At 60.4% G+C, this 22,251-nt stretch carries 20 protein-coding genes and 1 pseudogene; 8 read left to right on the forward strand and 13 right to left on the reverse strand.

Going from position 1 to position 22,251, the window contains the following annotated elements; genetic code table 11:
- Positions 1–99: 99 nt before the first annotated feature.
- Positions 100–1,650, reverse strand: a pseudogene (locus tag MPZ60_RS10950) (DNA polymerase II); the annotation flags it as partial.
- A gap of 416 nt (positions 1,651–2,066) precedes the next feature.
- On the reverse strand, positions 2,067–2,996 hold the full coding sequence (locus MPZ60_RS10955) for a LysR family transcriptional regulator (RefSeq protein WP_242881740.1): 930 nt from the start codon (positions 2,994–2,996) through the stop codon (positions 2,067–2,069).
- Positions 2,997–3,064: 68 nt separating this feature from the next.
- Between MPZ60_RS10955 and MPZ60_RS10960 the strand changes: the two genes are divergently transcribed.
- A complete protein-coding gene (locus MPZ60_RS10960) occupies positions 3,065–4,063 on the forward strand; it encodes a tripartite tricarboxylate transporter substrate binding protein (protein ID WP_034352220.1) in 999 nt (332 codons plus the stop codon).
- A 23-nt stretch (positions 4,064–4,086) separates the two neighbouring features.
- Entirely contained in the window at positions 4,087–5,712 is a 1,626-nt protein-coding gene (locus MPZ60_RS10965) for an FAD-dependent monooxygenase (protein ID WP_034351976.1), read from the forward strand.
- Between the two features lie 161 nt (positions 5,713–5,873).
- Here MPZ60_RS10965 and MPZ60_RS10970 read toward each other — a convergent pair whose 3' ends face one another.
- Entirely contained in the window at positions 5,874–7,130 is a 1,257-nt protein-coding gene (locus MPZ60_RS10970) for a hydantoinase/carbamoylase family amidase (RefSeq protein ID WP_034351978.1), read from the reverse strand.
- A complete protein-coding gene (locus tag MPZ60_RS10975) occupies positions 7,127–7,798 on the reverse strand; it encodes an orotate phosphoribosyltransferase (RefSeq protein ID WP_034351981.1) in 672 nt (223 codons plus the stop codon). Before MPZ60_RS10975 ends, MPZ60_RS10970 begins: the two co-directional genes overlap by 4 nt.
- 177 nt (positions 7,799–7,975) lie before the next feature.
- On the opposite strand from MPZ60_RS10975, the gene MPZ60_RS10980 reads away from it, so the two are divergent.
- Positions 7,976–8,896, forward strand: coding sequence for a LysR family transcriptional regulator (locus MPZ60_RS10980; protein ID WP_034351983.1), 921 nt, complete (start codon positions 7,976–7,978; stop codon positions 8,894–8,896).
- A gap of 185 nt (positions 8,897–9,081) precedes the next feature.
- Here MPZ60_RS10980 and MPZ60_RS10985 read toward each other — a convergent pair whose 3' ends face one another.
- From MPZ60_RS10985 to MPZ60_RS10995, 3 genes are read right to left on the reverse strand one after another with little or no spacing between them, the layout of a single operon-like run.
- On the reverse strand, positions 9,082–9,501 hold the full coding sequence (locus MPZ60_RS10985) for a YeeE/YedE family protein (protein WP_034351985.1): 420 nt from the start codon (positions 9,499–9,501) through the stop codon (positions 9,082–9,084).
- An 18-nt stretch (positions 9,502–9,519) separates the two neighbouring features.
- On the reverse strand, positions 9,520–9,963 hold the full coding sequence (locus tag MPZ60_RS10990) for a YeeE/YedE family protein (RefSeq protein ID WP_034351988.1): 444 nt from the start codon (positions 9,961–9,963) through the stop codon (positions 9,520–9,522).
- Positions 9,960–10,304 (reverse strand): helix-turn-helix transcriptional regulator, encoded by a 345-nt coding sequence (locus MPZ60_RS10995; RefSeq protein ID WP_034351989.1) that lies wholly within the window; start codon positions 10,302–10,304, stop codon positions 9,960–9,962. Before MPZ60_RS10995 ends, MPZ60_RS10990 begins: the two co-directional genes overlap by 4 nt.
- 94 nt (positions 10,305–10,398) lie before the next feature.
- Between MPZ60_RS10995 and MPZ60_RS11000 the strand changes: the two genes are divergently transcribed.
- The gene (locus MPZ60_RS11000; protein WP_034351992.1) at positions 10,399–11,304 is read left to right on the forward strand and encodes an MBL fold metallo-hydrolase; all 906 of its coding nucleotides are present in this window, start codon (positions 10,399–10,401) and stop codon (positions 11,302–11,304) included.
- Here the strand turns inward: MPZ60_RS11000 and MPZ60_RS11005 are convergent, their stop codons facing one another.
- The 4 genes from MPZ60_RS11005 to MPZ60_RS11020 all read right to left on the reverse strand — a co-directional run bounded on the left by MPZ60_RS11005 (position 11,305) and on the right by MPZ60_RS11020 (position 16,551).
- Positions 11,305–12,789, reverse strand: a complete 1,485-nt coding sequence (locus MPZ60_RS11005; protein ID WP_242607008.1) for an MBL fold metallo-hydrolase — start codon at positions 12,787–12,789, stop codon at positions 11,305–11,307.
- Between the two features lie 17 nt (positions 12,790–12,806).
- Positions 12,807–14,210 carry a DUF1254 domain-containing protein gene (locus MPZ60_RS11010; RefSeq protein ID WP_034351995.1) on the reverse strand — a complete coding sequence of 468 codons (1,404 nt, stop codon included), beginning with the start codon at positions 14,208–14,210 and terminating at the stop codon, positions 12,807–12,809.
- Between the two features lie 124 nt (positions 14,211–14,334).
- Positions 14,335–15,720 (reverse strand): DUF1329 domain-containing protein, encoded by a 1,386-nt coding sequence (locus MPZ60_RS11015; RefSeq protein WP_034351997.1) that lies wholly within the window; start codon positions 15,718–15,720, stop codon positions 14,335–14,337.
- Positions 15,721–16,140: 420 nt separating this feature from the next.
- On the reverse strand, positions 16,141–16,551 hold the full coding sequence (locus MPZ60_RS11020; RefSeq protein ID WP_034352000.1) for a hypothetical protein: 411 nt from the start codon (positions 16,549–16,551) through the stop codon (positions 16,141–16,143).
- 328 nt (positions 16,552–16,879) lie between these two features.
- Here MPZ60_RS11020 and MPZ60_RS11025 point away from each other — a divergent pair, with 328 nt between their 5' ends.
- The 4 genes from MPZ60_RS11025 (at position 16,880) to MPZ60_RS11040 (ending at position 20,051) form a co-directional block, all read left to right on the forward strand.
- On the forward strand, positions 16,880–17,926 hold the full coding sequence (locus MPZ60_RS11025) for a methionine ABC transporter ATP-binding protein (protein WP_034352003.1): 1,047 nt from the start codon (positions 16,880–16,882) through the stop codon (positions 17,924–17,926).
- A gap of 5 nt (positions 17,927–17,931) precedes the next feature.
- Complete coding sequence (locus tag MPZ60_RS11030; protein WP_003070061.1) at positions 17,932–18,597, forward strand: methionine ABC transporter permease; 666 nt, start codon at positions 17,932–17,934, stop codon at positions 18,595–18,597.
- A 141-nt stretch (positions 18,598–18,738) separates the two neighbouring features.
- Positions 18,739–19,047, forward strand: a complete 309-nt coding sequence (locus MPZ60_RS11035; RefSeq protein WP_012838140.1) for a single-stranded DNA-binding protein — start codon at positions 18,739–18,741, stop codon at positions 19,045–19,047.
- A gap of 203 nt (positions 19,048–19,250) precedes the next feature.
- Positions 19,251–20,051 (forward strand): MetQ/NlpA family ABC transporter substrate-binding protein, encoded by an 801-nt coding sequence (locus MPZ60_RS11040; protein ID WP_012838141.1) that lies wholly within the window; start codon positions 19,251–19,253, stop codon positions 20,049–20,051.
- Between the two features lie 233 nt (positions 20,052–20,284).
- On the opposite strand, the gene MPZ60_RS11045 is transcribed toward MPZ60_RS11040, so the two are convergent.
- Both MPZ60_RS11045 and MPZ60_RS11050 read right to left on the reverse strand, forming a co-directional pair.
- Positions 20,285–20,998 carry a nitroreductase family protein gene (locus MPZ60_RS11045; protein WP_034352006.1) on the reverse strand — a complete coding sequence of 238 codons (714 nt, stop codon included), beginning with the start codon at positions 20,996–20,998 and terminating at the stop codon, positions 20,285–20,287.
- A gap of 25 nt (positions 20,999–21,023) precedes the next feature.
- The gene (locus MPZ60_RS11050) at positions 21,024–22,247 is read right to left on the reverse strand and encodes a thiolase family protein (RefSeq protein WP_034352009.1); all 1,224 of its coding nucleotides are present in this window, start codon (positions 22,245–22,247) and stop codon (positions 21,024–21,026) included.
- Positions 22,248–22,251 lie beyond the last annotated feature (4 nt).

Raw genomic sequence — 22,251 nt, forward strand, 5'->3', positions numbered from 1 at the left:
CACTCCTGACCACCTTGCTGAAAAATTCAGCAGCGTAGCCGTCAACGTGGCTCAATTTTCAGTGTGATCCACCCCAAAAATGGCCCAGTTTTCGTTGTGATTCAACAATCTGCATTCCGACGCGCCTAGCACCCCAGCGAATGAGTTCATCACCAGCTTGAGCGCTTGCGACAGTGGCTCGTTCCTGGTGCGTTTGGCCTCATCTCGGGCCTGCCAGAGGGTGGTCACGATTTCCGGGAGACAGTGCTTCTCGCGAGAAAAGAGCGTACCCCTTGGGCCTTTGATCAAAAGCTCAGAAGAGCTGGCATGTCGACCCTCTACCAAACCCACGGGGTCGACGAGGAAGGTGCGGATGATTGATGGATAGAGACTCTTGTAGTCCAGAACCACGACGGAGTCGTAGAAGCCAGGCTTGGAGTCCATGACGTAGCCGCCGGGGGAGGACTTGCCTTGAACATCGCCCACGTTGGGCGCGACATACCCCATGCGGTGCATGCGTGGCAAATAGTGATGGCTGAATGCAGCAATGGAGCCACCGAACTGGTCGAGTTGCAGGCCCGTGGTGTGGGCGCGCTCCATCGCAAACCGCAGCAGCTTCGCCTTTTCGAAGATTCGTAGAACCAGCTCGCAGTCGCGTATGTTGTAGGCTGCAAGAGCGGGCTTGTCTAGCTGGTAGCGCCGCTCGATTTCCGCCATCTTGTCGTACTCGTCTCCGATGTCCTTGCCTTCGCCCAGAAGCTCTTGCGCGACGTTCTCGAGGCTGAAGGACGGGAAGCTCCAGACCGCGGCCCTGAGCGCTTCAATCCCGTCAACGACAACTCGTCCTGGCATGGGGGCAAACAGATAGCCTTGTTTGCCGGGATGGGTTCGCCATGCAATGGGCTTGCGCTCACGCCCAAGGAGTAGAGGTGTTGCACATTCGTCTGCAGTTTTCTGCAGCACACGCAGGTCGAACTGAATGACATTCCATCCAATGATGACGTCCGGATCATTGCGTGCAAACCAGTCATTGAGCCTGTCAATCATGGCTTTGCGTGTTGAGCAATGAATCAGCTCGAAACCAGGCGTTCTTAAGGGTTTGGCAGGAGGCTCACCCAGCATGAAAACGACGCGCTCCGCCATGCCGTCCAGTGCTATCGAATACAGATCTTGATGCTGACTGGTCTCGATGTCCAATGACACGACCTTCAGAACCGGCCGGAAATCGGGCGCAGGAACAAGCTTGCAGTTCACCAGCGTCGCATGTTCTGCCCGTCCGCCTTGCAGTGTGACGCCCGCCGTGATGAAGCGCTCCATCAAGTAACGCTCATGTGGTCGAACATCGGCTTCCAGAAGGGGGATGCCTAGTTGCTGGAGAGTGCGTGCAAGTCGCCGTAATTGACGAAAACTCCTGGCATAGATACCCAAGACGGGCTCTTGCTGAAAACTCTTCAGTCCCAGTTCCCGCAATTCCGCTCCAGCCAGGGGCGGGAGTTGCGCCTCTACCGCTCCTTTGTGCCGGGCCTCGACGAAAGCCACAGATTTCTGAGCAGTCAGGAGGACCTTCAGGGGGCCGCTATCGGTTGCCAGCCAATACTCAAGCTCGACGCCCGCCGGTGTGTCTCGCCAATTGCGAGTAAGGATGAATCCCTGGCGTTCTGGAGATAGCACGAAAGATGAAGTCAAGCGAATGTGACCGTCTTGAACCGGAGTTCAAGGCCCTGGCTGTGTGTGATGGCATGAGCTTGCGGAGCAAGCCACATGTCTCGAAAGAGGTGCCAATGAAATGATACCCAGCAATCATGACCACGTTTTTCCAACAGAGCCACGTCAACAGCAATCTAGGCGTTCCACAGATCCAAAGCGGATGGAGCAAATAGATGGAGTGATGCAAATGTTCCGCGAGGGCTGAAAGCCGTCATCAAGTTGCTGCCGATCGATGACTGCCTCTATCGATAGCAGGCATTGCGAGAGGCTTGGTTCGAAATTTCGAACTGGCGTGAGAGTTGCACGAGGCGCCAGGGTTCGAGTTTTCAGGCAATATGCGAGGACGGATGGATCCAGAGGATGAAAGGGGAGGTGAGGCGTCAAGCCAGGTCATCTGACATGGCAATATGCATTTTCAAGGCTTCTATGAATTGAGTCTCGGCAAGCTGTCGATCTGCGCCTCTCCGTAGTGCGACATACATATTGAGGTGAACGGCTGGTTCGGTCAGCATCGCTATGTTCAAGCCGTGCTGCTGGCATTCCTCCATCATGAAGGAGGGTATCACCGCGTTGCCCAGACCCGCTTTCACCATGGCAATCATGGTACCCAGAAAATTCATTTCTGCCCGCTCTTCCTGGCTTGCCTTGACGCTGGGAAGATGCTTGTCAATCAAGGCCTGAATCGGGTTTGACATCGGCAAAGCAATCATGGGTAGGCCATCCAGAGATTTCCATGTGCGGTTCTGGACATGTGTGCTGCGCCGCCTCTCTCCTGGGCTGATGCTCATGAGCCGGAATCTGCACACCGATTCTCTGAGAAGGCCAGCCGCAGGCTTCACAAAAAATGCCATGCCCATGTTGGCATGTCCTTCAAGAACGGCTTGCCGAACGGAATCGAGGCTGCCATCCATGATCTGGATTCGCACCTCGGGATGTTTGCGTGCAAATTCAGCCACGACTTTCGGTAAAAGACAGGTCGCGATCACAGGCGTCGCGGCAATGGTCAGGGTTGACCGAGAGGCCAAGGTGCTGCCTTGTAACGCGACACCCAGTTGCCGCAGTTCCGTCACCACTCTCTCGGCATAGGGCTGCAGCAGCCGGCCTGCGTCGGTCAATGCCACTGCACGTGTGGTTCGCTCGAAGAGCCTGACCCCCAATTGGCGCTCAAGCTCCTTGACCAGCATGCTGACTCCTGAAGGAGACAGATGAATGCGCTCTGCCGCTGCCGCAAAGCTGCCGCACCTGCATATCTCGAGAAACGCCTGCAGTTGACGACTCCCGACATTAATCAGCTTTACTGATGAATTCACCAAAAATTCCCGTTTGATTCAAATCAATGGACGCGGTGCAATTGCAGCACAAAACACAAGGAGACACCATGCTTACACCTTCAATAGGAGGGCCGGCCCTCAGCCGCCGCAAGGCACTTATTACCCTGGCTGCCACAGCCACGACGGGCCCTCTCGGGCTTTCGGCATTCGCGAATACGCAGGCTCCTGTGCGGCTGGTTGTGCCATTCACACCAGGCACAGGTATCGATCTGATTGCTCGAGTCATCGGTCCCAAGCTCTCGGAGCGCTTTCAGCGCCCCTTCATCGTGGACAACAAGCCTGGGGCCTCGGGCAACATCGGTACCCTGGAGGTGGTCCGGTCCACTCCCGACGGAACGACTTTGCTTGTCACCGTGAACACATTGGTCATGAATACCGAGCTATACCCCAAGATGGGATATAGCCCGGTTCGTGATCTCAGCGCCATCAGCCAGACCAGCGTAGGTCAATTGGTGCTGGTCACGGGCTCTCAATCCCGGATCACGGATCTGAAGGAGCTCATCAGCTATGCACAGAAAAATCCGGGCATGCTGAACTATGGCTCGCCCGGTGCCGGAACCCCCCATCACCTGGCAACAGAGCTGCTCAAGAGCAAAGCCAGGATATCGCTCACACATGTCAGCTATCGCGGCACGGCCCCGGCCTTGACGGACTTGCTGGGCGGGCAGATTGATCTGATGTTTCTCCCTATCCACGTTGCTTTGCAGCATATCAAGGCAGGCAAGCTTCGCGCGCTTGCGATCAGTTCAGACACGCCATCCCCGCTGCTGCCTCAGGCGCCCTCGCTGAGGAGTCTGAACCTGGGCGATATGAATGTGGACATGTGGTATGGCTTGTTGGGGCCCAAAGGCCTGTCTCCCGAGTTTGTGCGCAGCATCAACGAAGCCCTGAAGAGCATTCTTGCTCAGCCTGAAGTTGCCAAAGCATTTGAGTCCCAGGGCATGACACCCCAGCACAGCACTCCCCAGGCCTTCCAAACCTTGATCGAAGCCGATGCCAAGCGCTGGGGCAATCTCATCAAGACCCAGGGCATTACTGCCGAATAAGCCAGCCATAACAAGAAGATCAAATGAATATGCAAGTCAATCAGACACAAGCGCCAGACAAGGATGCAGATGTAATCATCGTGGGCGGCGGCCCCGTGGGCATGGGGCTGGCTATAGAGCTGGGTCAGCGCGGTATCCGCTGTATCGTCGTGGAGCGCTACGCCAAGCCGCAACCGATTCCCAAGGGGCAGAACCTGACCCAGCGCACCATGGAGCATTTCCACGCCTGGGGTGCGGAAAAGGAGCTTCGCGCAGCTCGTACCATCCCGCCCGAATACGGCATAGGAGGCCTGACGGCCTACAACACATTGCTGGGGTCTTATTCTTACGACTGGCTTCAGCGCGATCTGGTCAAACCTTATTACTTCACGGCGAACGAGCGCCTGCCTCAGTACGCCACGGAAGCGGTTCTGCGGGATAGAGCCGCCGAGCTGCCCTCTGTTGAGACCTTTTATGGCTGGAATTTCGATAGCTTGCGGCAGGACGACGAGGGTGTCAGCGTCACGGTGTCCGAAAAGAACGGATCGGATAGCAAGACGCTGCGGGCAAGTTATGTCGTGGGCTGTGATGGAGCACGCTCTGGCGTCCGGCAGCAAGCGGGCATCACCCAGACCAAGACCGATCATGATCGCCTCATGGTACTGCTCGTATTCCGCTCACAGGGCCTTCACAAGTTGCTTGAGCGCTTTCCCGGCAAGTCTTACTACAACGTGCTTCAGCCTGAACTCAAGGGCTACTGGAAGTTCTTCGGCCGCGTCGATCTGGGCAATACCTGGTTCTTCCATGCGCCAGTGCCACCGGGAACCACGGCAGACAACTTCGACTTCCAGGCGTATCTGGAAGATGCTGTCGGAGCATCTTTTGATGTCGAGTTCGAACATATTGGCTTCTGGGATCTACGCTTCATGCTTGCCGACAGCTATCGCTCAGGCCGGGTCTTTATCGCCGGGGATGCAGCGCACAGTCATCCACCCTATGGCGGCTATGGGGTGAACTCAGGCCTGGAAGATGCACGTAATCTCGGGTGGAAGCTGGCAGCCGTGCTGGAGGGCTGGGGCAGCGAAAAGCTGCTGGACTCCTATGACCAGGAGCGCCGTCCTGTATTCAGATCCACCATTGACGACTTTATTGCCAAGTCCATAGAGACCGATCATCAGTTTCTGGACAGCTTCGATCCAGAAAAGGATAGAAGTGCCTTTGAAGCAGCCTGGAGTCAGCGGGCAAATGGGGCCGCAGGTGAGGTTCATGCGTTCGAGCCCAACTATGAAGGCTCTCCAATTGTGCGCAGTGCTCGGGAGCCGGCCATCGGCAATTGCAGCGCCAAGGGCTCACACATATTCACCGCACGTGCCGGTCACCACCTGGCTCCAGCCGCGCTCGACGATGGCCGGAATGCATTCGAGCATTTGGGGGAGGGCTACACGCTGCTGGCAGCCGATATGCCTGCGCAAACGCTTGAGACGTTTCGGTATGTTGCCGGCACCAGGCAGCTGCCTCTGACCATTGTTGAAACCGCAAAAACGGATGAGTTTGCGCGCTATGGGTCAGACTTGATACTGGTTCGTCCGGATGCATTTGTCGCTTGGACGAATAGCGAGAAATTCATATCGAACGAGGATGTGGAAAATCTGCTCAAGGCAGTCATCTGAAAGATCGAGAACAGCTCGATGCCCCCTCGCTTGAGTCGAGCCTGGGCTTGGGCGAGGGGCAGCCTGGCTACCAAGACTGGCTTCCCGGTAGCAGGCGGCAGCGCAATCATGGCTGCCGGCTTGCAATACGCTCGGAAGTGCCCGGCTAGAGCGGGCGAGGTTCAGACAATCAGCGCGCGAGTCAACAAATCCACTCCTGCCAGGAAGTCGCCGATGTCCATGGCTTCATGCGGATTGTGCGAGCCATTTTCGTTGCGAATGAAGACCATGGCCGACGGTACTCCCGCATTGGCAAATACTGCCGCATCGTGACCGGCACCGCTTGCCATGCGCTCCAGTTTCATGCCTTGTTCAGCGGCTGCTTCCAGACGGTTCAGCCAGCTTGCATCCATGGTGGCAGGCTCCGTGAACAGGCGCTCGTCGAACTCGAAACGCACGCCGCGGGCGCGCTCTATGGCCTGACACTCTTCGCGCATCAGGGTATAGAAGCGCTCCAGTGTCTGGGTGTCCTGGCTGCGTACCTCGAAGCTGAAGGCCACTTCGCCGGGAATGACGGAAACGGCATGCGATTGCGCCGAGGTGGAGCAGATGCCCGTGGTCATCACCATGTCCATGCCCATCTGCAGCAGCACGCGCCAGTGTTCATCCATGCGTGACAGCAGCTCGGCAACCGCCAGCAATGCATCCTTGCGCAGCCAGCGCGGCACGGCGCCCGAGTGGCCGGTTTCGCCGATGCAGCGGATCAGGTTGTGACGGACGTTGCCGCGGATGCCTGTGACCAGGGCCACCGGCCAGCCGCGATTGACCATGACCGGCCCCTGCTCGATGTGCAACTCCAGATAGGCAGATATATTCGCGAGATCCAGCAGCGGCTCGGCGCGTTGAATGGCGTCGATATCGGCGCCGCAGCGCGACATGGCTTCGCTCAACACGCCTGCGCCATCGCGGTGAGGGCGTTTCAATGTGGCGGCGGGCAGCTTGCCCAGCAGGGACAGAGAGCCGAGGTAGGCCTTTCCGTACCAGGCGCTTTCCTCGCCGCGAAGGGCCAGAACGCGCAGTGGCGGAGCCTGTTCGTGGCGGCCGCGCAGCTGAAGCAGCATCAGCATGCCGGCGACAATGCCTGCCAGTCCGTCGAAGTTGCCGCCCTGCGGCACGGAATCGGCATGCGAGCCAACCACGACGTAGGGTTCCGTCCGGTTTTCCTCTGGCAGACTCAGCCACAGGTTGCCGGCTCGATCCCATTCATGGTTCAGGCCCAGATCTTCGGCCCGCTCCTCTAGTATGTGCAGCGCAGCAGTCTCGCCTTCGCCGTAGCTTTCGCGGGTGACGCCAAGGCCGTCGCGGGTGGCATCGCGAATTTCAGAGAGCAGGGCTTGCGCCAGTGCGCTGGTATCCGTCATGGTGTTGCAGGCCATCATGCTCCGCTACCTCCATGTCGGATGGACCAGTCCACAGGCGAGGCCGAGAAGTCCGCCAGCGTGGCTTTTTGCTCGGCACTGAGCTGTCCGCTCGCAAGCAGCGCTTCATGCAGCTGATTCCAGGTCGCCAGAGCATGCAGGGACAAGGCGTGATCGGCCAGGGTGCCTGCTTGGGGGGCATAGAGCGCATAGTCGAGCAGAACCAGCACGTCCTCGACCACGGGACCGGCGCGGCGCAGGGCGGCAACCGTCCCGGCCTTGGAGCGACCGTCGGTGGTGACGTCATCCACCAGCAGGACCTTGGCATCGGCAGGCAGGCGGCCTTCGAGCTGGGCTGTGATGTCCCAGCCGACAGGACGCTTGCGCAGATAGAGCATGGGCAGCTCAAGTCGCTCGGCCAGCCATGCCGCAAAGGCAATGCCCGAGCTTTCGGTTCCCACGATGGCATTGATGCCGCGGGCTGCAATCAGTGGCCGCATGCAGCGGGCTGCGATGTCCATGATTTCGCTGCGCAGAGCGACATCGGACATCAGGACCTGGGCATCCACATAGACCGGGCTGGCCCAGCCCGAGGTGTAGATGAACGGTTGATGCGAAGCAATGCGTACAGCGCCGAGGCCGACCAGGGCCCGGGCAACGCGTGGCGCGTCGGAAGTGGAAAGAAGCATGAGCGTGTATGTTGGCAAAGTGGGCATGTTAAGTAGGCAGGCTTGCGGCAAGAAGTGGCTAAAATTCCTCGAGCCGTTCCAAAACGTGATGGCTTGAGCTGCGCATCTGGGTGTTGGCCGCTGCGTCCTGTTTGAAATCCCTGGCTGCGCTTCTGTGCGCCTGCTTGTCATCGCCCCATGTCCGACTTCACTTCGCCGCGCAGCTTTCTGCGCCAGATAGACCTTTCATCGCTGGATCTGTTCGTGCTGATCTGCGAGCACGGCAGTATTGCGCGGGCGGCCGAGCAGGGCGGCATGGTCGCCTCGGCGGTCAGCAAGCGTGTTGCCGAACTGGAATCCCTGGCCCGCACTCCCTTGCTGTTGCGCCATGCCCGCGGGGTGCGCCCGACTCCTGCCGGAGAGTTGCTGCTCGCGCATGCGCGCACGATTCTTCTGGGTGTCGAACACCTGCGCGACGATCTTGGCGAATATGCGCGGGGCGTACGTGGGCTGGTGCGCCTCAGTGCCAATGCCTCCGCCGTGGAGCAGTTCTTGCCCGAGGATATTGCTGTCTTCGTGAAGCATCATCCCGATATCCGCATCGATCTGCGTCAGGCAACCAGTCGCTCGGTAGCGCGTGCCGTGCGCGATCACATGGCTGATCTGGGGGTCTGCAGTCCAAGCGACGAAGTCGAGGGCCTGGAGTCCATGCCGTACCGGCATGAACGCATGGTACTGATCATGCCCAATGACCACGCTCTGGCCCATCATCAGGAACTGGCCTATGAAGAAGCACTGGACTATGCCCAGATCGGTTTGCGCGACAGCAGCATCGTTCAGGAGGTGCTCAATCAGGAAGCCCGCGCCGGCAGACGAATGCTGCGCCAGCGCATCGAGGTCGACAGCCTGAGTGCCATGTGCCGAATGATCGAATGCGGGCTGGGTGTAGGCGTCATGCCTGAAGGCGCGTACCAGAGACTGGGCGAGGCTCGTGCTCTGCATGCGGTGCCGCTGACCGATGCCTGGGCAGAGCGCAGCCTCAAGCTGTATGCCAATAGCTTTGCCGACCTGTCTGCGCCGGCCAGACATTTTGCGCAGGCACTGATGCCGAAGGAGTGAGGCAGAGCGGATGGCATGACGCGATATGGGCGCTGCTTGCCTGCCTTTGCTGGAGTTACTTCAGCAGGTCAAGGCCGCTGTCTGCAATTGCGTGCCTGCAAAGCAATGGACAAGTGACGCAGACAGCCTGCATGGCCCAAGCACGTCGGTTTGTGGATGAATCCTGAGCGAATCGCCGCCAGGTCTCAGCTTTTCTTTGCAGCCCACAGATGCTGCGCCCACATGCCGGCCAGCATGGCGGCTACAAACAGCCAGACTTGCGGTGCAAGGGTCGCCAGATTCATCAGCGCCGGGCCGGGGCAAAAACCTGCCAGTCCCCAGCCTATGCCAAACAGGGCTGAGCCTGTCAGCAGCTTGCGATCAATGGCGGTGCTGGTGGGCAGTTGCATGGGCTCGCCCAGCAAAGCGGTCTTGCGGCGCTTGGCCCAGGTGAAGGCAATCAAGCCTACGGCGATGGCTCCGCCCATGACGAAGCCCAGCGAAGGATCCCATCGACCGAAAAAATCCAGAAAGTTCTGCACCTTGGCGGGGTTGCCCATACCCGAAAGAATCAGACCCAGGCCAAACACCAGTCCGCAGAGCAAGGCTGCAATATTGATGATCATGATGTTCTCCTTGCTGACTCAAGCAATGACATGGCGCATCACGAACACGGTGATGGCGCCCGTGGCGATAAAGGTTGCCGTAGCGGCCAGAGAGCGCGGCGACAGGCGTGACAGACCGCACACGCCGTGGCCGCTGGTGCAGCCCGAGCTCATGCGTGTGCCGAAGCCCACCAGCAGGCCGGCGGCGATGATGATTGCCGGGCTGGAAGGCAGCTGCATGGCTGGCAGCGGGGCAAACAGCGACCAGACCAACGGCGCGGCAACCATGCCCAGGATGAATGCCAGGCGCCAGCCCCACTGCTTGACGGAAGACCAGGTCGGCAACTGCAGCAATGCACCGGTAATGCCGCTGATGCCGGCCACGCGACCCAGCAAGGCAATGAGCAGGGCAGCGGACAGACCGATCAGCAGGCCGCCGACCAGAGATGTCCAGGGTGTGAATTCACTCCATAAGATATTCATGCTGTCTCTCCTGATTGGCAGAACAATTGATACAAGGTTTGCATCAGCTGCAGGGCGCGGGCATCGGCCAACTGATACCAGATGAATTTGCCTTCGCGGCGGGTGGTGACCAGACCCTCACGCCGCAAAATGCCCAATTGCTGGGACAAGGTAGGCTGGGACACGCCTGTCAGTTGCTCCAACTCGCCCACGGTGCGCTCCTGCAGGGAGAGCTGACACAGCAGCAGCAGTCGGTCTTCATTGCCCAGTAGCTTGAGCATGGCCACAGCTTCGCCTGCATGGGTTCGCATGGCATGCAAATCCAGCGTGGCCTGTGCTTCGTCAAAGGTTGATGAGCTCACTGTTTCACTTTTCAAAATATTTTCATATATTATATAAAAAAGTAAATTAATTGGTGTGCTTCGATGTTTCGGGTACATCGTTTTAGGAGTCACCATGTCCGCCAATGTGATGCATATCGAGCCGTTTTTTGATGCGGCTACCGGTACCGTGAGCTATGTTCTGGCCGATACGATCAGTGGTCAGGCGGCAGTGATTGACCCGGTGCTGGATTTCGAGCCCAAATCCGGCACCCTGAGCAGCCGCTCCGCGGACAAGCTGATTGACTATGTGCGAGCCAATGGCTGGCAGCTGCAGTGGATTCTGGAAACTCACGCTCATGCGGATCATCTTTCCGCGGCCCAGCATATTCGTCACCATCTGGGCGGCAAGGTGGCGATCGGTGCCCATATCCGCGATGTGCAGGCCGTGTTTCGCAAGATCTATCACTTCGAGCGCAGCTTCTTGCCTGACGGCAGCCAGTTCGACCATCTGGTGCAGGATGGCGAACGTCTGCCGCTGGGTCAGCTGGAGTTGCTGGCCATGCATGTGCCCGGCCATACTCCGGCCGATATGGCCTACCGTGTGGAGGATGCCGTGTTTGTGGGCGATACCTTGTTCATGCCCGATGTGGGCACGGCACGTGCCGACTTTCCCGGTGGCGATGCGGCGACGCTCTATCGTTCGATTCGGCGCATCCTGGAACTACCTGGGCAGACCCGCATTTGGGTCTGCCACGATTACCCGCCGGCTGGGCGCAAGCCGCAATGGCAGACCACGGTACAGGCCCAGCGCGACAGCAACATCCATGTGCATGATGGCGTCAGCGAGGCGGAGTTTGTGCAGATGCGCACTGCACGCGACGCCACGCTGGATATGCCCACGCTGATTTTGCCTTCGGTGCAGGTCAATGTGCGTGCCGGCAAGCTGCCGCCTGCACAGGACGATGGCCGTACCTATATTCAGCTGCCCATCAATGCCTTTGCCAAGAATGGGCAGCTTCCGCAGGGTCTGCAGCAGTGACTATTGCGCTGTGCTGCTCTGACTGGCGCTGGCCGCGCGCGTGCTGTTCAGCTCATTGAGCTTGAGCTGCAGGCGCACCATGTGCTCGGCATAAACCAGCACTTCCTGCGTGGGCAGAGGCTTGGCAACACGCGCGGAATAGACCTTCAGTGCGCCTTGAGCCACCTCGGGGTCATCGCTGTCTGCATACCAGGCCCAGTCGGCGAGATGGGAGGCCAGCTCCGGATTGCTGTCTGCCAGCGCCACTGCACGCTGAATCACCGGCCTGGCACCGCCGGCTAGCTGCACGATTTCTTTGGCCTCATTGGCCAGGGGCGCCGGGCGCCAGTGCGATGGAATATCGTCCCACCAGCCGCTGTATTCGCTGACCACCATGCGGCCTATGTCCTTGGCCGAGACATAGAGCTCGCGCGCATCGCTTCGCCGGGCCAGCTCCGGCGGTAGCGCCACTTTTTCAATGACCTGATCGCGGCGTACTCCGCTGTTGAGGCCAGCCACCACTTGCTTGGAGATGCTATCCAGCATCTGGGCCTGGGCGGGAAGTCGGTCCTGAATTTCCTCGGGTTTGGTGATGGCCGGGCCATGGGCAGGCAGCAGCAGCTCGGGCTTGAGGGCTGCCATATCGCGCAGAGCCTGGGCCCATTCCTCGGGGTAGCGCTGGCGGCGCTTGCCGTTGCCGGCATTGGGCAAGAAGTCCTGAAAGTAGTCTGCACTGGCCACAATCTTGCGGCCCGGCACGGCAACCCAGATCTGGTCTTCGGTCTCACCGCGCGCATGGGTCAACAAAGTCCTCACCACCGATCCTGAGTGTGGTCTTGCTGTGGAAGGTCTGCGTGGGCCTAACTGCATCTGCCCAGGTGCGGGCACATCGGCCGCGCCTTGCTGATTGTTGCGCGCAATCAGCCCGTTGCTGCGCATGTCCAGCTCCATCTGCGTGATGAAGCGCTGCTCGGTGACCACACGTGGCTTCTGGTCCATCAAGGCCCAGGCGCCAAAGGCATGGTCGGCATGGAAATGCGTGAGGATGACGGTGTGCAGCGGCTTGTTGCTGAGCTTCTTCAGCGTTTCAGCCAGCGCGGGGCCGGCGGGTGCATAGCCGCTATCGACCAGTACCAGACCTTCATCGGTCTCAAACACCACCACATTGACGATGGGAAAGCGCAGCAGCCAGGTGCGCGGGGCCAGCTCTTGTACCTTGAGCTTGGCGCGTGCGTCGGCAATCGCGTTCTGGTTGGTGCGACTGTACATATTGTTGGCCACTGCGATGGACAGCTCGGCGCCAAAGCCTCCGCCTTCCTTGATGGATTGGACCATCTGGGGATTGGCTTTGTAGACCTGGGCCCGTGCTGCCATATAGGCCGGATTCTGGATGCCCGAGACAGCGCGATCATCCGGCTCGTGGGCTTGTGCAGTGCCCATGCCCAGCTGGCTCAGTGCCAGCGCCATGCTCAGAATGCTCAAAGAATGTTGTGAGTGTTTTTTCATGAAGAGACCTCTTGCGACTATTCGGGCTTGATGGGTTGAACGGGCTCCAGAATCCAGGAGGGATCGAGCACCTCGGGCCAAGGCTGGTAGGCACGGGCCATCAGGTAAAACAGGTTTTCCTTGGGTGTCGGCAGCCAGTTGGCACGCTTTTCGGGGCCGGGGTCCGCGGGTTGCAGCCAGATGTCCAGACTGCCGTCGGCATTGAACTTCATGCCCTTGGTACGGTCGCCAATGGAGTAGCGGTTGATGGGGTTGTCCACCATGTACTGACCACCAGTCACGAATTCATAGAGAGAGATGGACCAGAAGGCATCGGCGGGCAGGCGACCTTGGGGCAGATGCAGGCGGTAAGCCTGTCCCTTGCCGAGAGCCTGATTGTTGCCGTCCACACTGGCAGCGAAATAAGTGGCTTCTGCGGCCTCCAGGCCCAGGATGCCGCCCGACATGGCTGCCGACTGGGCACGCATGGCGTAGTTGCTGCCAAACCCGTCAGGCAGGCGATAAGGCGTCCAGCCGTTTCTGCGCCTAGGGTCTGCCGTCTTGCGGTCGGCATTCAAGCGATTCTTGAGCTCGTTTTTCTCGATCTCGGGGGCCAGTGCCAGCCAGCGCTGCTGCACGGGCTCTGGCAGCTTGTCCCAGCTGCAGGCCGCGCCACAGATGCCGACGCGGGCAAAGCGCTCAAGCAGCTTTTGTTCCGTGCCGGGAGGAGGGTTGCGCACCAGAGCCTCGTTGGCCACATCGACAAAGCGGCCCCAGTCCTGCGCTCGGGGCTTGAGACGCGGGCCGTCCTCGGTCGTTGGGAGCACCGGCGCTATGCGAAAGCCGTCCTGAACAGCATGGGCGGCCTTGAGGTCGTCTTCGCCGGTGACAAGCACCCGCAGATTCAGGTAGACATCGCGTGTGGGTGCTCTGACGATCTGATCCACCTGCGGAATCTTGCCGCTCCAGCGCGGGCCGACCAGGGCGACCTTGCGTGACTTTGTGCCCCCAATGCGCCTGCCCACGTAGGAGAAGGTATTGAGGTCTGCGCCAATCATGGCGATCACGTAATAGCGGCCATGGGTTTCGGGCAGGGACAGCACCAGTGGAGATTTCTCCAGATCCAGCCAGGAGGTGGAGTAGAAGGTGTCTCGAATCGGGCCGTTGGCCCAGCGGTCCTTGGGCGTGGCCAGGTGGCGCGAGTGGCGGAAGTGGTTGAGCGTGGTGGCGGTGGGTGAGTCTTTGACCTCCAGGGCTTCATGCCGCATTTTCATGAATTCCTGATAGGGGTAGGCGTAGAGCATGGCCTCGCGGATCAGGTTGTCCAGAGCCTGGTCTTCGGTGGCTGCGGAAGTCTGGGCATGGGCATGGGCCATGCCCAGGCAAAGGCCCAATGCAGCAGTCGCCATGGCGCGCAGCCCAGCGCGGTTCAAATTTGACATGTGATTGAGATAGTGTTTTTGCAGTGATGTCCGGGGTCTGCGCTTTCTTCATCGAGGCCCGGACTTGTCTCCCGCGAGCAGTTGGTGACGCATGCTCAGGCGATGGTCTTGGTGCCGGGCGTGCTCAGGTGCCGGCGTTGCGCGTGGCTTCAGGGGTGAACATGGATGGGTTCATGTCTCCCTTGTTGAGCACGGGGCCCTTGGGGCGCTCCTGGAACATGTTGTAGGCCACGTAGCCGCCACCAATCAGGTCGTGGTAGAAGGCCGTGCCTGCATGCCAGGCGTTGGAGTCGAACGCGTAGTAGTAATTGATGAGGCCTTGCTGCCACAGATTGCCGCGTGCATCGTAGAAGTCGCTCATCACGGCGTGGCCGGTGTCTTCGTCAAGGAAAAGCACGCGCTTGCCATAGAGATGGCGATAGCCTTCCTTGAGCGTGGCTTCCAGCACCCAGACGCGGCGCAGTTCATAGCGCATGTAGTCGGGGTTGGCATGGCCGGGCTTGAGCAGATCGGCGTACTTCACGGTATTGGCGTGAATCTTGTACGCATTGGCGGGAATGTAGATTTCCTTCTTGCCCAGATTCTTCCAGTTGTAGCGCTCGGGCGAGCCATTGAAGAGACGGTCGGAGTCAATCGTCATCTTGGCGCCCACGCCGCCGCCCATGGGCTGGTCAAAGCCGTACTCGGGAATCTGGCGCACCCGGCGTGTACCCGGGTCATAGCTCCAGCCCAGACGCTTGTCCTTGCCGAAGTTGACCGGCTCACGGCTGACGCTGACCCCGCCTTTTTCGCGCTCGGGCAGCTTGACCGCATTCATGCCCTGGGCCATGGTGCCTTCCAGCGGCTTGCCGGCTTGCTCGGGGGAGTTCAGCAAGCTCATGCTGCGGTTGTCGGCGCGGCCGAAGACGGTGGAGCCATCCTGCATCACGTAGGCGTTGTCACGCAGTGTGTGTTCGGTGAACGAGCGCAGCGGAAACAGGTTGTTGAAGGCCAGCTCCATGCCGGTCTTGGGGAAGGGGAACGGTATGGCCCCCTTGACTGCGTTGTCGGCGCCCATTCCGTCGGCGCTGATCACGGCGTTCTGCGCATTGGCTTTGGCCGAGGCGCAAGCAAAGTCCGGATAGCGGAAGTCACGATGGCCCGGATACACGGGGATGCTGAAGGTCTTGGGATAGCGCGCGAACATGGCCTTCTGGCCTTCGGTCAGATTGGCGGCGTACTTGGCGACATTCTCGGCCGTGATGGAGAACAGGGGCTTTTCACTGGCATAAGGGTCCACAGGGTGCTGACCCGCATGCGGCGTGTACTGAATTCCAGGTGGTGTTCCCAGCCATTTGCCCGTGTATTCGGGCACGCCGCTGGCGGTGCCGGCCTTTTCGGCGCCGATACAGGTCAAGGACTTGCCCAGCTTTTCAATTTCTTCGGGGCTGCCTTTGGCGGCGGCTGCACCAGCCATGACGCTGGTCACGGTCAGCGCGATCAGGGCGCGGTAGCTCAGGTTGCTTTCCATCACGAATCCTCAAAGATGTATGTGTGCAGCATTTGCACTATCGATCTGCCCGCGAATCGGGCCAAGGTCTAGTCCAGGTCAGCTAGTCGCTGACTTGACGCCTGTCGATGAATTCATTGTTCAAGCGAGCTTTGCGGCTCACCATCGCTCGTTTGGACTAGCCCGTAAGGTCTATCGAAGTCACCTCAGAGACAGACTGCTGCTCCAGCTCTGCGCCGACTCGGGCAAGCAAGGGAAAACCTGTGGTGATTGACCTAGGGAAAACCAAGATGAAAATGCGCATGAGGAATATCAAGCGTGATGCTTTTGAAAGCGAAAGGCCACCATGGGCCGGGCGGCGTAGGCCGTAAGGACTACCGGTGTCCCAAGGCTCAAGTGACGAAGTGCCTGCTTTGCTGCCGGGCGTTGCCCTTGCTTGGCTCAGTTGCCGGGCATGCCAAACAGGTCATGAGCATCCAGCAGGGCCCAGGCAATCTCGGGCTTGCGCTCCAGTCCCTTGCGGATCGCGGCGGGAATGCTCTGGCGAGTTTTGCGGCATAGGCCCGGCAGGTCGCCGAGATCGATCTGGATGCCGCGCATGGTGCGAACCTCGTTGTTGCCTGGGGTGATGCGTATCTCCAGGCCCAGCAGCGCGTGAATGCGCTGCTGCATATGCTCGAGATCAACCAGGCTGCTGATGCTCTCCAGGCGCTGCAGCAGCTTTTTCTCCTCTTCGCGCGTGAGCTGCAGAATGCGCAGATCCGCATCTGGCGTGCCAAGCAACTGCTCCCGTCGGCAGTCGCAGGCGCCGGGTGGGCATTCAACACGGATGGGCAGGTGGAGCGGCTGCATAGGGTGGCAGAGAAAACCAGAGGCAGATGCAAGCATGCTAAGGCCTGCAGTGCCGTGCCGCCAGTGGGGACAGGCCCGGGCAAGGCCTGCGTTTGATGGCTTGCTGGGGGCGCCATAAGTGAATTCACTTGTCCCAGTTGCTCTCAGGTTTGCCTAGACTCAGGCATTATTGAGGGTTACTACTAAAAGTAGGCTGGCTTGATCTGCCGGTTTCTACCAGAACGAAGGCCTGTATTGCCCGCTGCCCGGCAGCGCTGCAGCTGGGATGGGATCAATCACTTTTTATAGCGTCAATCGCATTGTTCATGCGTGATTCGCGATATTTTTCATGATAGAAATTCGGGATTTATCCCTGACATACCAAGGCCCCAAGGGCCCGGTGCACGCCTTGCGTGGCATCAATCTGGAAATCGCTTCGGGCGAAGTATTCGGCATCATCGGCCGCTCCGGCGCGGGCAAAAGCTCGCTGGTGCGCTGCCTGAATCTGCTCAACCGCCCCACGGAAGGCAAGGTCATCGTCAACGGACGCGACCTCATGCAGCTGTCCGACGGCGAGCTGCGCGCTGCGCGCCGCGACATCGGCATGGTGTTCCAGCACTTCAATCTGCTGTCGTCCCGCACCGTGTATGACAACGTGGCCCTGCCGCTGGAGCTGGCCGGTATTTCCAAGGACGAGATTTACCAGCGCGTGACGCCGCTGCTGGAGCTGGTGGGCCTGGATCATCTGGCCGATCGCTATCCGGCCCAGATTTCCGGTGGGCAGAAACAGCGCGTGGGCATTGCCCGGGCGCTGGCCAGCAACCCCAAGGTTCTGCTGAGCGACGAAGCCACTTCGGCGCTGGACCCCGAAACCACGCGCTCCATTCTGGACCTGCTGCGCAAGGTCAATCGCGAGCTGGGCGTTACCGTGGTGCTGATCACCCACCAGATGCTGGTGATCAAGCAGATTGCCGACCGCGTGGCCGTGATCGACGGCGGCGAGATCGCCGAGCTGGGGCCTGTGATCGATGTCTTCACCCTGCCTCAGAAGGCGATCACCAAGAGCCTGATCGACGAAATCGTGCCGCAGCAACTGCCCGAGTCGGTGATGACGCGTGTGAACCAGCTGGCTGCACAGTTGCAGCCCGGCCAGCAAGGCCAGCTGTTGCGTCTTTCCTATGCGGGTGAGAGCGCCTATCAGCCCATTTTGTCGCACCTGATTCGCGAGCTGGGTCTGGACCTGTCGATTCTGCACGGCCAGATCGACGAGATTCAGGAGCAGACCTTTGGTTCGCTGGCGGTGTACGCCAGCGGCGAGGCCGCCAAGATTGACGCGGCCGTGGAGCACCTGCGTGCCAGCGGTGTGCAAGTGCAGATCGTGTCCAGCAAGGATTGAGAGCGATGTTTGAGAATTTTTCGGAAATGATGCTCCAGCTGCTGCTGGATTCCTTCTGGGAGACGCTGATCATGGTTGGCGTCTCGGGCCTGATCGGCGGTTTGATCGGTATTCCGCTGGGCGTTTTCCTGCGCCTGACCGACCATGGGGGCATCTTGCAGAACGGCCCGGCCAACAAGGTTGTCGGCTGGATCGTGAATGCGCTGCGCTCCACCCCCTTCATCATCTTGCTGGTGGCCATCATTCCGCTGACGCGTCTGATCACCGGCTCCTCCATCGGCACCTGGGCGGCCGTGGTGCCGTTGACGATTGCGGCGGCGCCTTTTGTGGCCCGTCTGGTGGAGACTGCCTTGCGTGAAGTCGATGGAGGCCTGATCGAAGCGGCCCAGTCCATGGGCGCGACCACCGGCCAGATCGTCTGGAAGGTGCTGCTGCCCGAGGCGCTGCCTGGCATCGTCGCGGGTCTGACCATCAGTTTCGTCAGCCTGACCGGCTACTCGGCCATGGCGGGTGCCATCGGCGGTGGTGGCCTGGGCGACCTGGGTATTCGCTACGGCTACCAGCGTTTCTTGCCCGACGTGATGCTGGTCGTGGTGATCATCCTGATCTTCTTTGTTCAAGCCATTCAAAGCCTGGGCGACTGGGCCGTGCGCCGTCTGAGCCATCGCTGAGCACTGGCGTACATTACAAAAAATTAAGAAAAGGGCTGCTACCTGGAAACAGGCGCCGCCCTAAAATGCAGGTTCAAGATTTTTTGAAAGGCCGCTCTTGCTCAAGGGCGGCCATGATTTTTTCTGGGTAGATAACAGCAAATGATGGATGGTTTGATTACCGGCCGACTGACCGGCATCCCCGAGAGTCGCGTAGACCGCAACCGCCGCCCCTATATGGTGGCCCGCATGCGAGCCAATGCCGGCGACGGCTCCTCGATTCCCGTGAATATCGTCGCTTTCGACAACGCACCCTGCGCCGTGCTGCGCAGTCTCTCCGAAGGCGATGCGATTGCCTTGCGCGGCAGCTTCACACCCAAGGTCTGGATCGACAGGCAGGACGAGTCCCATGCTGTGCTCGACGTAGTGGCCCAGCAGGTACTGGCAGCACCCACGATGTCCGATCTTTGACAGCCTGTGCATGCAGACAAGCCCGCTACCGTGAAGGAGCGGGCTTTTTTGTGGGCGCTTGGGTTGCCGCATTCAAGCCGTTAAGGCTTGCATTGCCAATCTGTAGTTTGCATCTGAGCAATCTGTCTAAGAAACAGCGCTCCGGCACATGAAACTGACGCTACAGTCTTAGCCACTCTCAATCTTTGGCACAAGGAATCTGCATGTTGAACAAGCGCTCGCTTTTGCGCACCACATTGGCCGTGGCTGCTGCGGCCACCCTGGGTTTTGCCGCCCAGGCCCAGGACAAGACCATCAAGATCGGCGTGACCGCCGGCCCCCACGCGCAGATCATGGAAGTGGTCAAAAAGGTTGCTGCCAAGAATGGTCTGAACCTCAAGGTCATCGAGTTCGGCGACTATGTCCAGCCCAATGCGGCGCTGGCCGCCGGCGACCTGGATGCCAACAGCTACCAGCACCGCCCCTATCTGGATGCTCAGCTCAAGGATCGTGGCTACAAGATCAGCTGGGTGGCCGACACGGTGAATTTCCCTATCGGCATCTACTCCAAGAAGATCAAGGCTTTGTCCGAACTCCCCACCGGCGCCAAGTTCGGCCTTCCCAACGACCCCACCAATGGCGGCCGCGCGCTGCTGCTGCTGCAGACCCAGGGTCTGATCAAGCTCAAGGAGGGTGCTGGCCTGAAGGCGACGCCCCTGGATGTGGTGTCCAACCCCAAGAAGCTCAAGTTCGTCGAGCTGGATGCGGCCCAGTTGCCACGTTCGCTGGACGATCTGGATGCCTCCACCGTCAACACCAACTTCGCGATCTCGGCTGGTCTGAACCCCAAGAAGGATGCGATTGCGCTGGAGTCGGCCAAGAACCCCTATGTGAACATCATGGTGGTGCGCGATGCCGACAAGAATCAGCCATGGGTCGCCCAGCTGATCAAGTCCTATCACTCCGATGAGGTGCGCCAGTTCATCGACAAGGAATTCAAGGGATCGGTCTTCCCGGCGTTCTGATGACTACCCCCTGAGGCGCTTCGCGCCTTGCCCTGGCCGCACGCCCCAAGGGAGACGATAGCCTCGCTGCGGGGCGGCGCCTGTTTGACGGGCATCGAACTAAGCGCTGCACTTGCAGCGCTTTTTTACTGCTCTCCAATGGATAGCTGCTAGCGCTCGCTGGTATTTTGTTTTAGGTAGAAAATACCTTCAGATCTATTGATGGATTGTGCTGATAGCTATCGTTTTTTTAGTTATTCCATTGCCTGAAACCACTCGCCCAGCGGCGCACGCGTGGTCTGGGTCTGGTTGACGGGGGCGGACTCGTCGGCCCAGCCCAGGGCCAGGCCGCAGACGATGTGCTTGTTCTCGGCCAGGCCCAGCACGCGGCGCACGGTGGCCGGGTACGAGGCCAGGGCGCCGATGGCGCAACTGCCCAGGCCCATGGCGGCGGCGGCCAGTTGCAGGCCGTAGAGCGTCATGCCCAGATCCAGATAGCCGCCGGGGCCGTAATGGGCGTCGATGGTGACGACCAGCGCCACGGGTGCATCGAAGAAGCGGTAGTTGCGCGCAAACTGCGCTTCGCGCCCGGCGCGGTCGTCGCGCGCCACGCCAAGGGCGCCGTAAAGCGCCTGTGCCGAAGCCACCTGGCGCTTGCGCAGCTGCATGGGCATGGGGCGCGGAAAGTAGGCGTAGTCCTCGCATTCGGGCACCTGGCTTTCAACGTCCTGCAGCAGGGCGGCAGTCAGTTGCTCGCGCAGCTTGCCGCGTACTGCGATCAGCTGGCCTGGTTGCAGATTGCCGCCGCTGGGCGCCTGGCGCGCCATCAACAGCAGTTGCTCCAGCAGCGCGTCAGGCACGGCATCGGGCAGAAAAGCACGTGTGGAGCGGCGCTGCTGCATCAGCGCCATGCCTGCCGGCAAGTCGAAGCCTTCAGATGTTTTTACGACTGAACCGTTGCTGGACATGGGGTAATAGCTATCAAAAATGAATTCAGGGAGCGGCTTGCAGCCATTGCACCAGGGTTGCCGCTCCGATGCCGCCGGCTCCGGCGATGGTCGCCAGGCCGAGTCCGGCCTTGGGTGTCGATGACCGGGCCTGATACTCAAGCTGAGCCAGGCAGCGCACCAGCGCAATCGCGCCTGACGCGCCTATCGGGTGACCGCGCGCCAGGCCGCCGCCTGCGCTGTTGATCTGCTCGGGCGCAAGGCCCATGGCGGTGCAAAAGGCCAGGCCTTGCACGGCAAAGGCGTCATGCAGTTCGATGGCCGAAAGATCCCGGGCCAGCAACGGTGAGTTGTGCGGCCCGGCCAGCGCATGGCTGCCTCGGGCCAGCACCATCTGCGCCGCCGCAATGGCGGCCAGCAGCGGTGTTTCTGGCGCAGCGCCCACGCTGGCGCTGGCCAGCCATTGTGCGCGGGGCTGCAGATTCCAGCGGGCGCAGGCCTCGGGCGTGGCCAGCAGGATCAGGGCCGCACCATCGGCCTTGGCCGAGACGGTCAGGGGGCTGAGTGCGTGGGCCGCGATGTCGTCGGCACTCGCGCCCTCACAGCTGCCCCGGGCCAGCACCGGCATGCGCGCGGCACGAGCGGGCTGCAGCGCACGCGGATAGGCGTCGGCCACAAGTCCGGCCACGGGCACGATTTCCGGGGCGAGTTGAGCCTGGGCGGCCAGGGCCCGGCTGTGGCTCAGCAGCGCATACTGCTCCTGCCGGCTGCGGCTGAAGCCATGCGTGAGCGCATAGTCGGCAGCCGATTGCAACATATCGGGGTCCCTCGCGGGCTCGGGGGCAAATGGCGGGCGCTCGTAGCTTTGGGGCTGCTCGCCTGGGAGCAGCGGGCGGGTCTGGCGAATGGGGGCGCGGCTCCAGGCCTCGATGCCGCCAGCAATCACCACCTCGGCCTGACCCGATTGCAGCAGACCCACGGCCATGGCCACCGCATCCAGGCCCGAGCAGCACTGGGTATCAATGGTGTGAGCGGCGCAGCCATCGGGCAGGCCTGAGGCCAGTGCCAGCATGCGCGCCGGGTTGCCGCCAGCTCCCAGGGCGTTGCCGACGACGACCGCATCCACGGCATGGGCCGGCAATCCGCTTTGCTGCAGCAGTGACAGCAGCAGCGGCCGGCCCAGTTCATGAGGGCTGAGCTGGGCCAGGGCCGAGCCTAGCGGAGCCACCGGGCTGCGTGCCCAGGCAATGATGGGGGTCTTGCTTGGCATGGGC

This window comes from Comamonas sp. 7D-2 (genome assembly GCF_022749555.1).
GTDB classification, from domain to species: domain Bacteria; phylum Pseudomonadota; class Gammaproteobacteria; order Burkholderiales; family Burkholderiaceae_C; genus Comamonas; species Comamonas thiooxydans.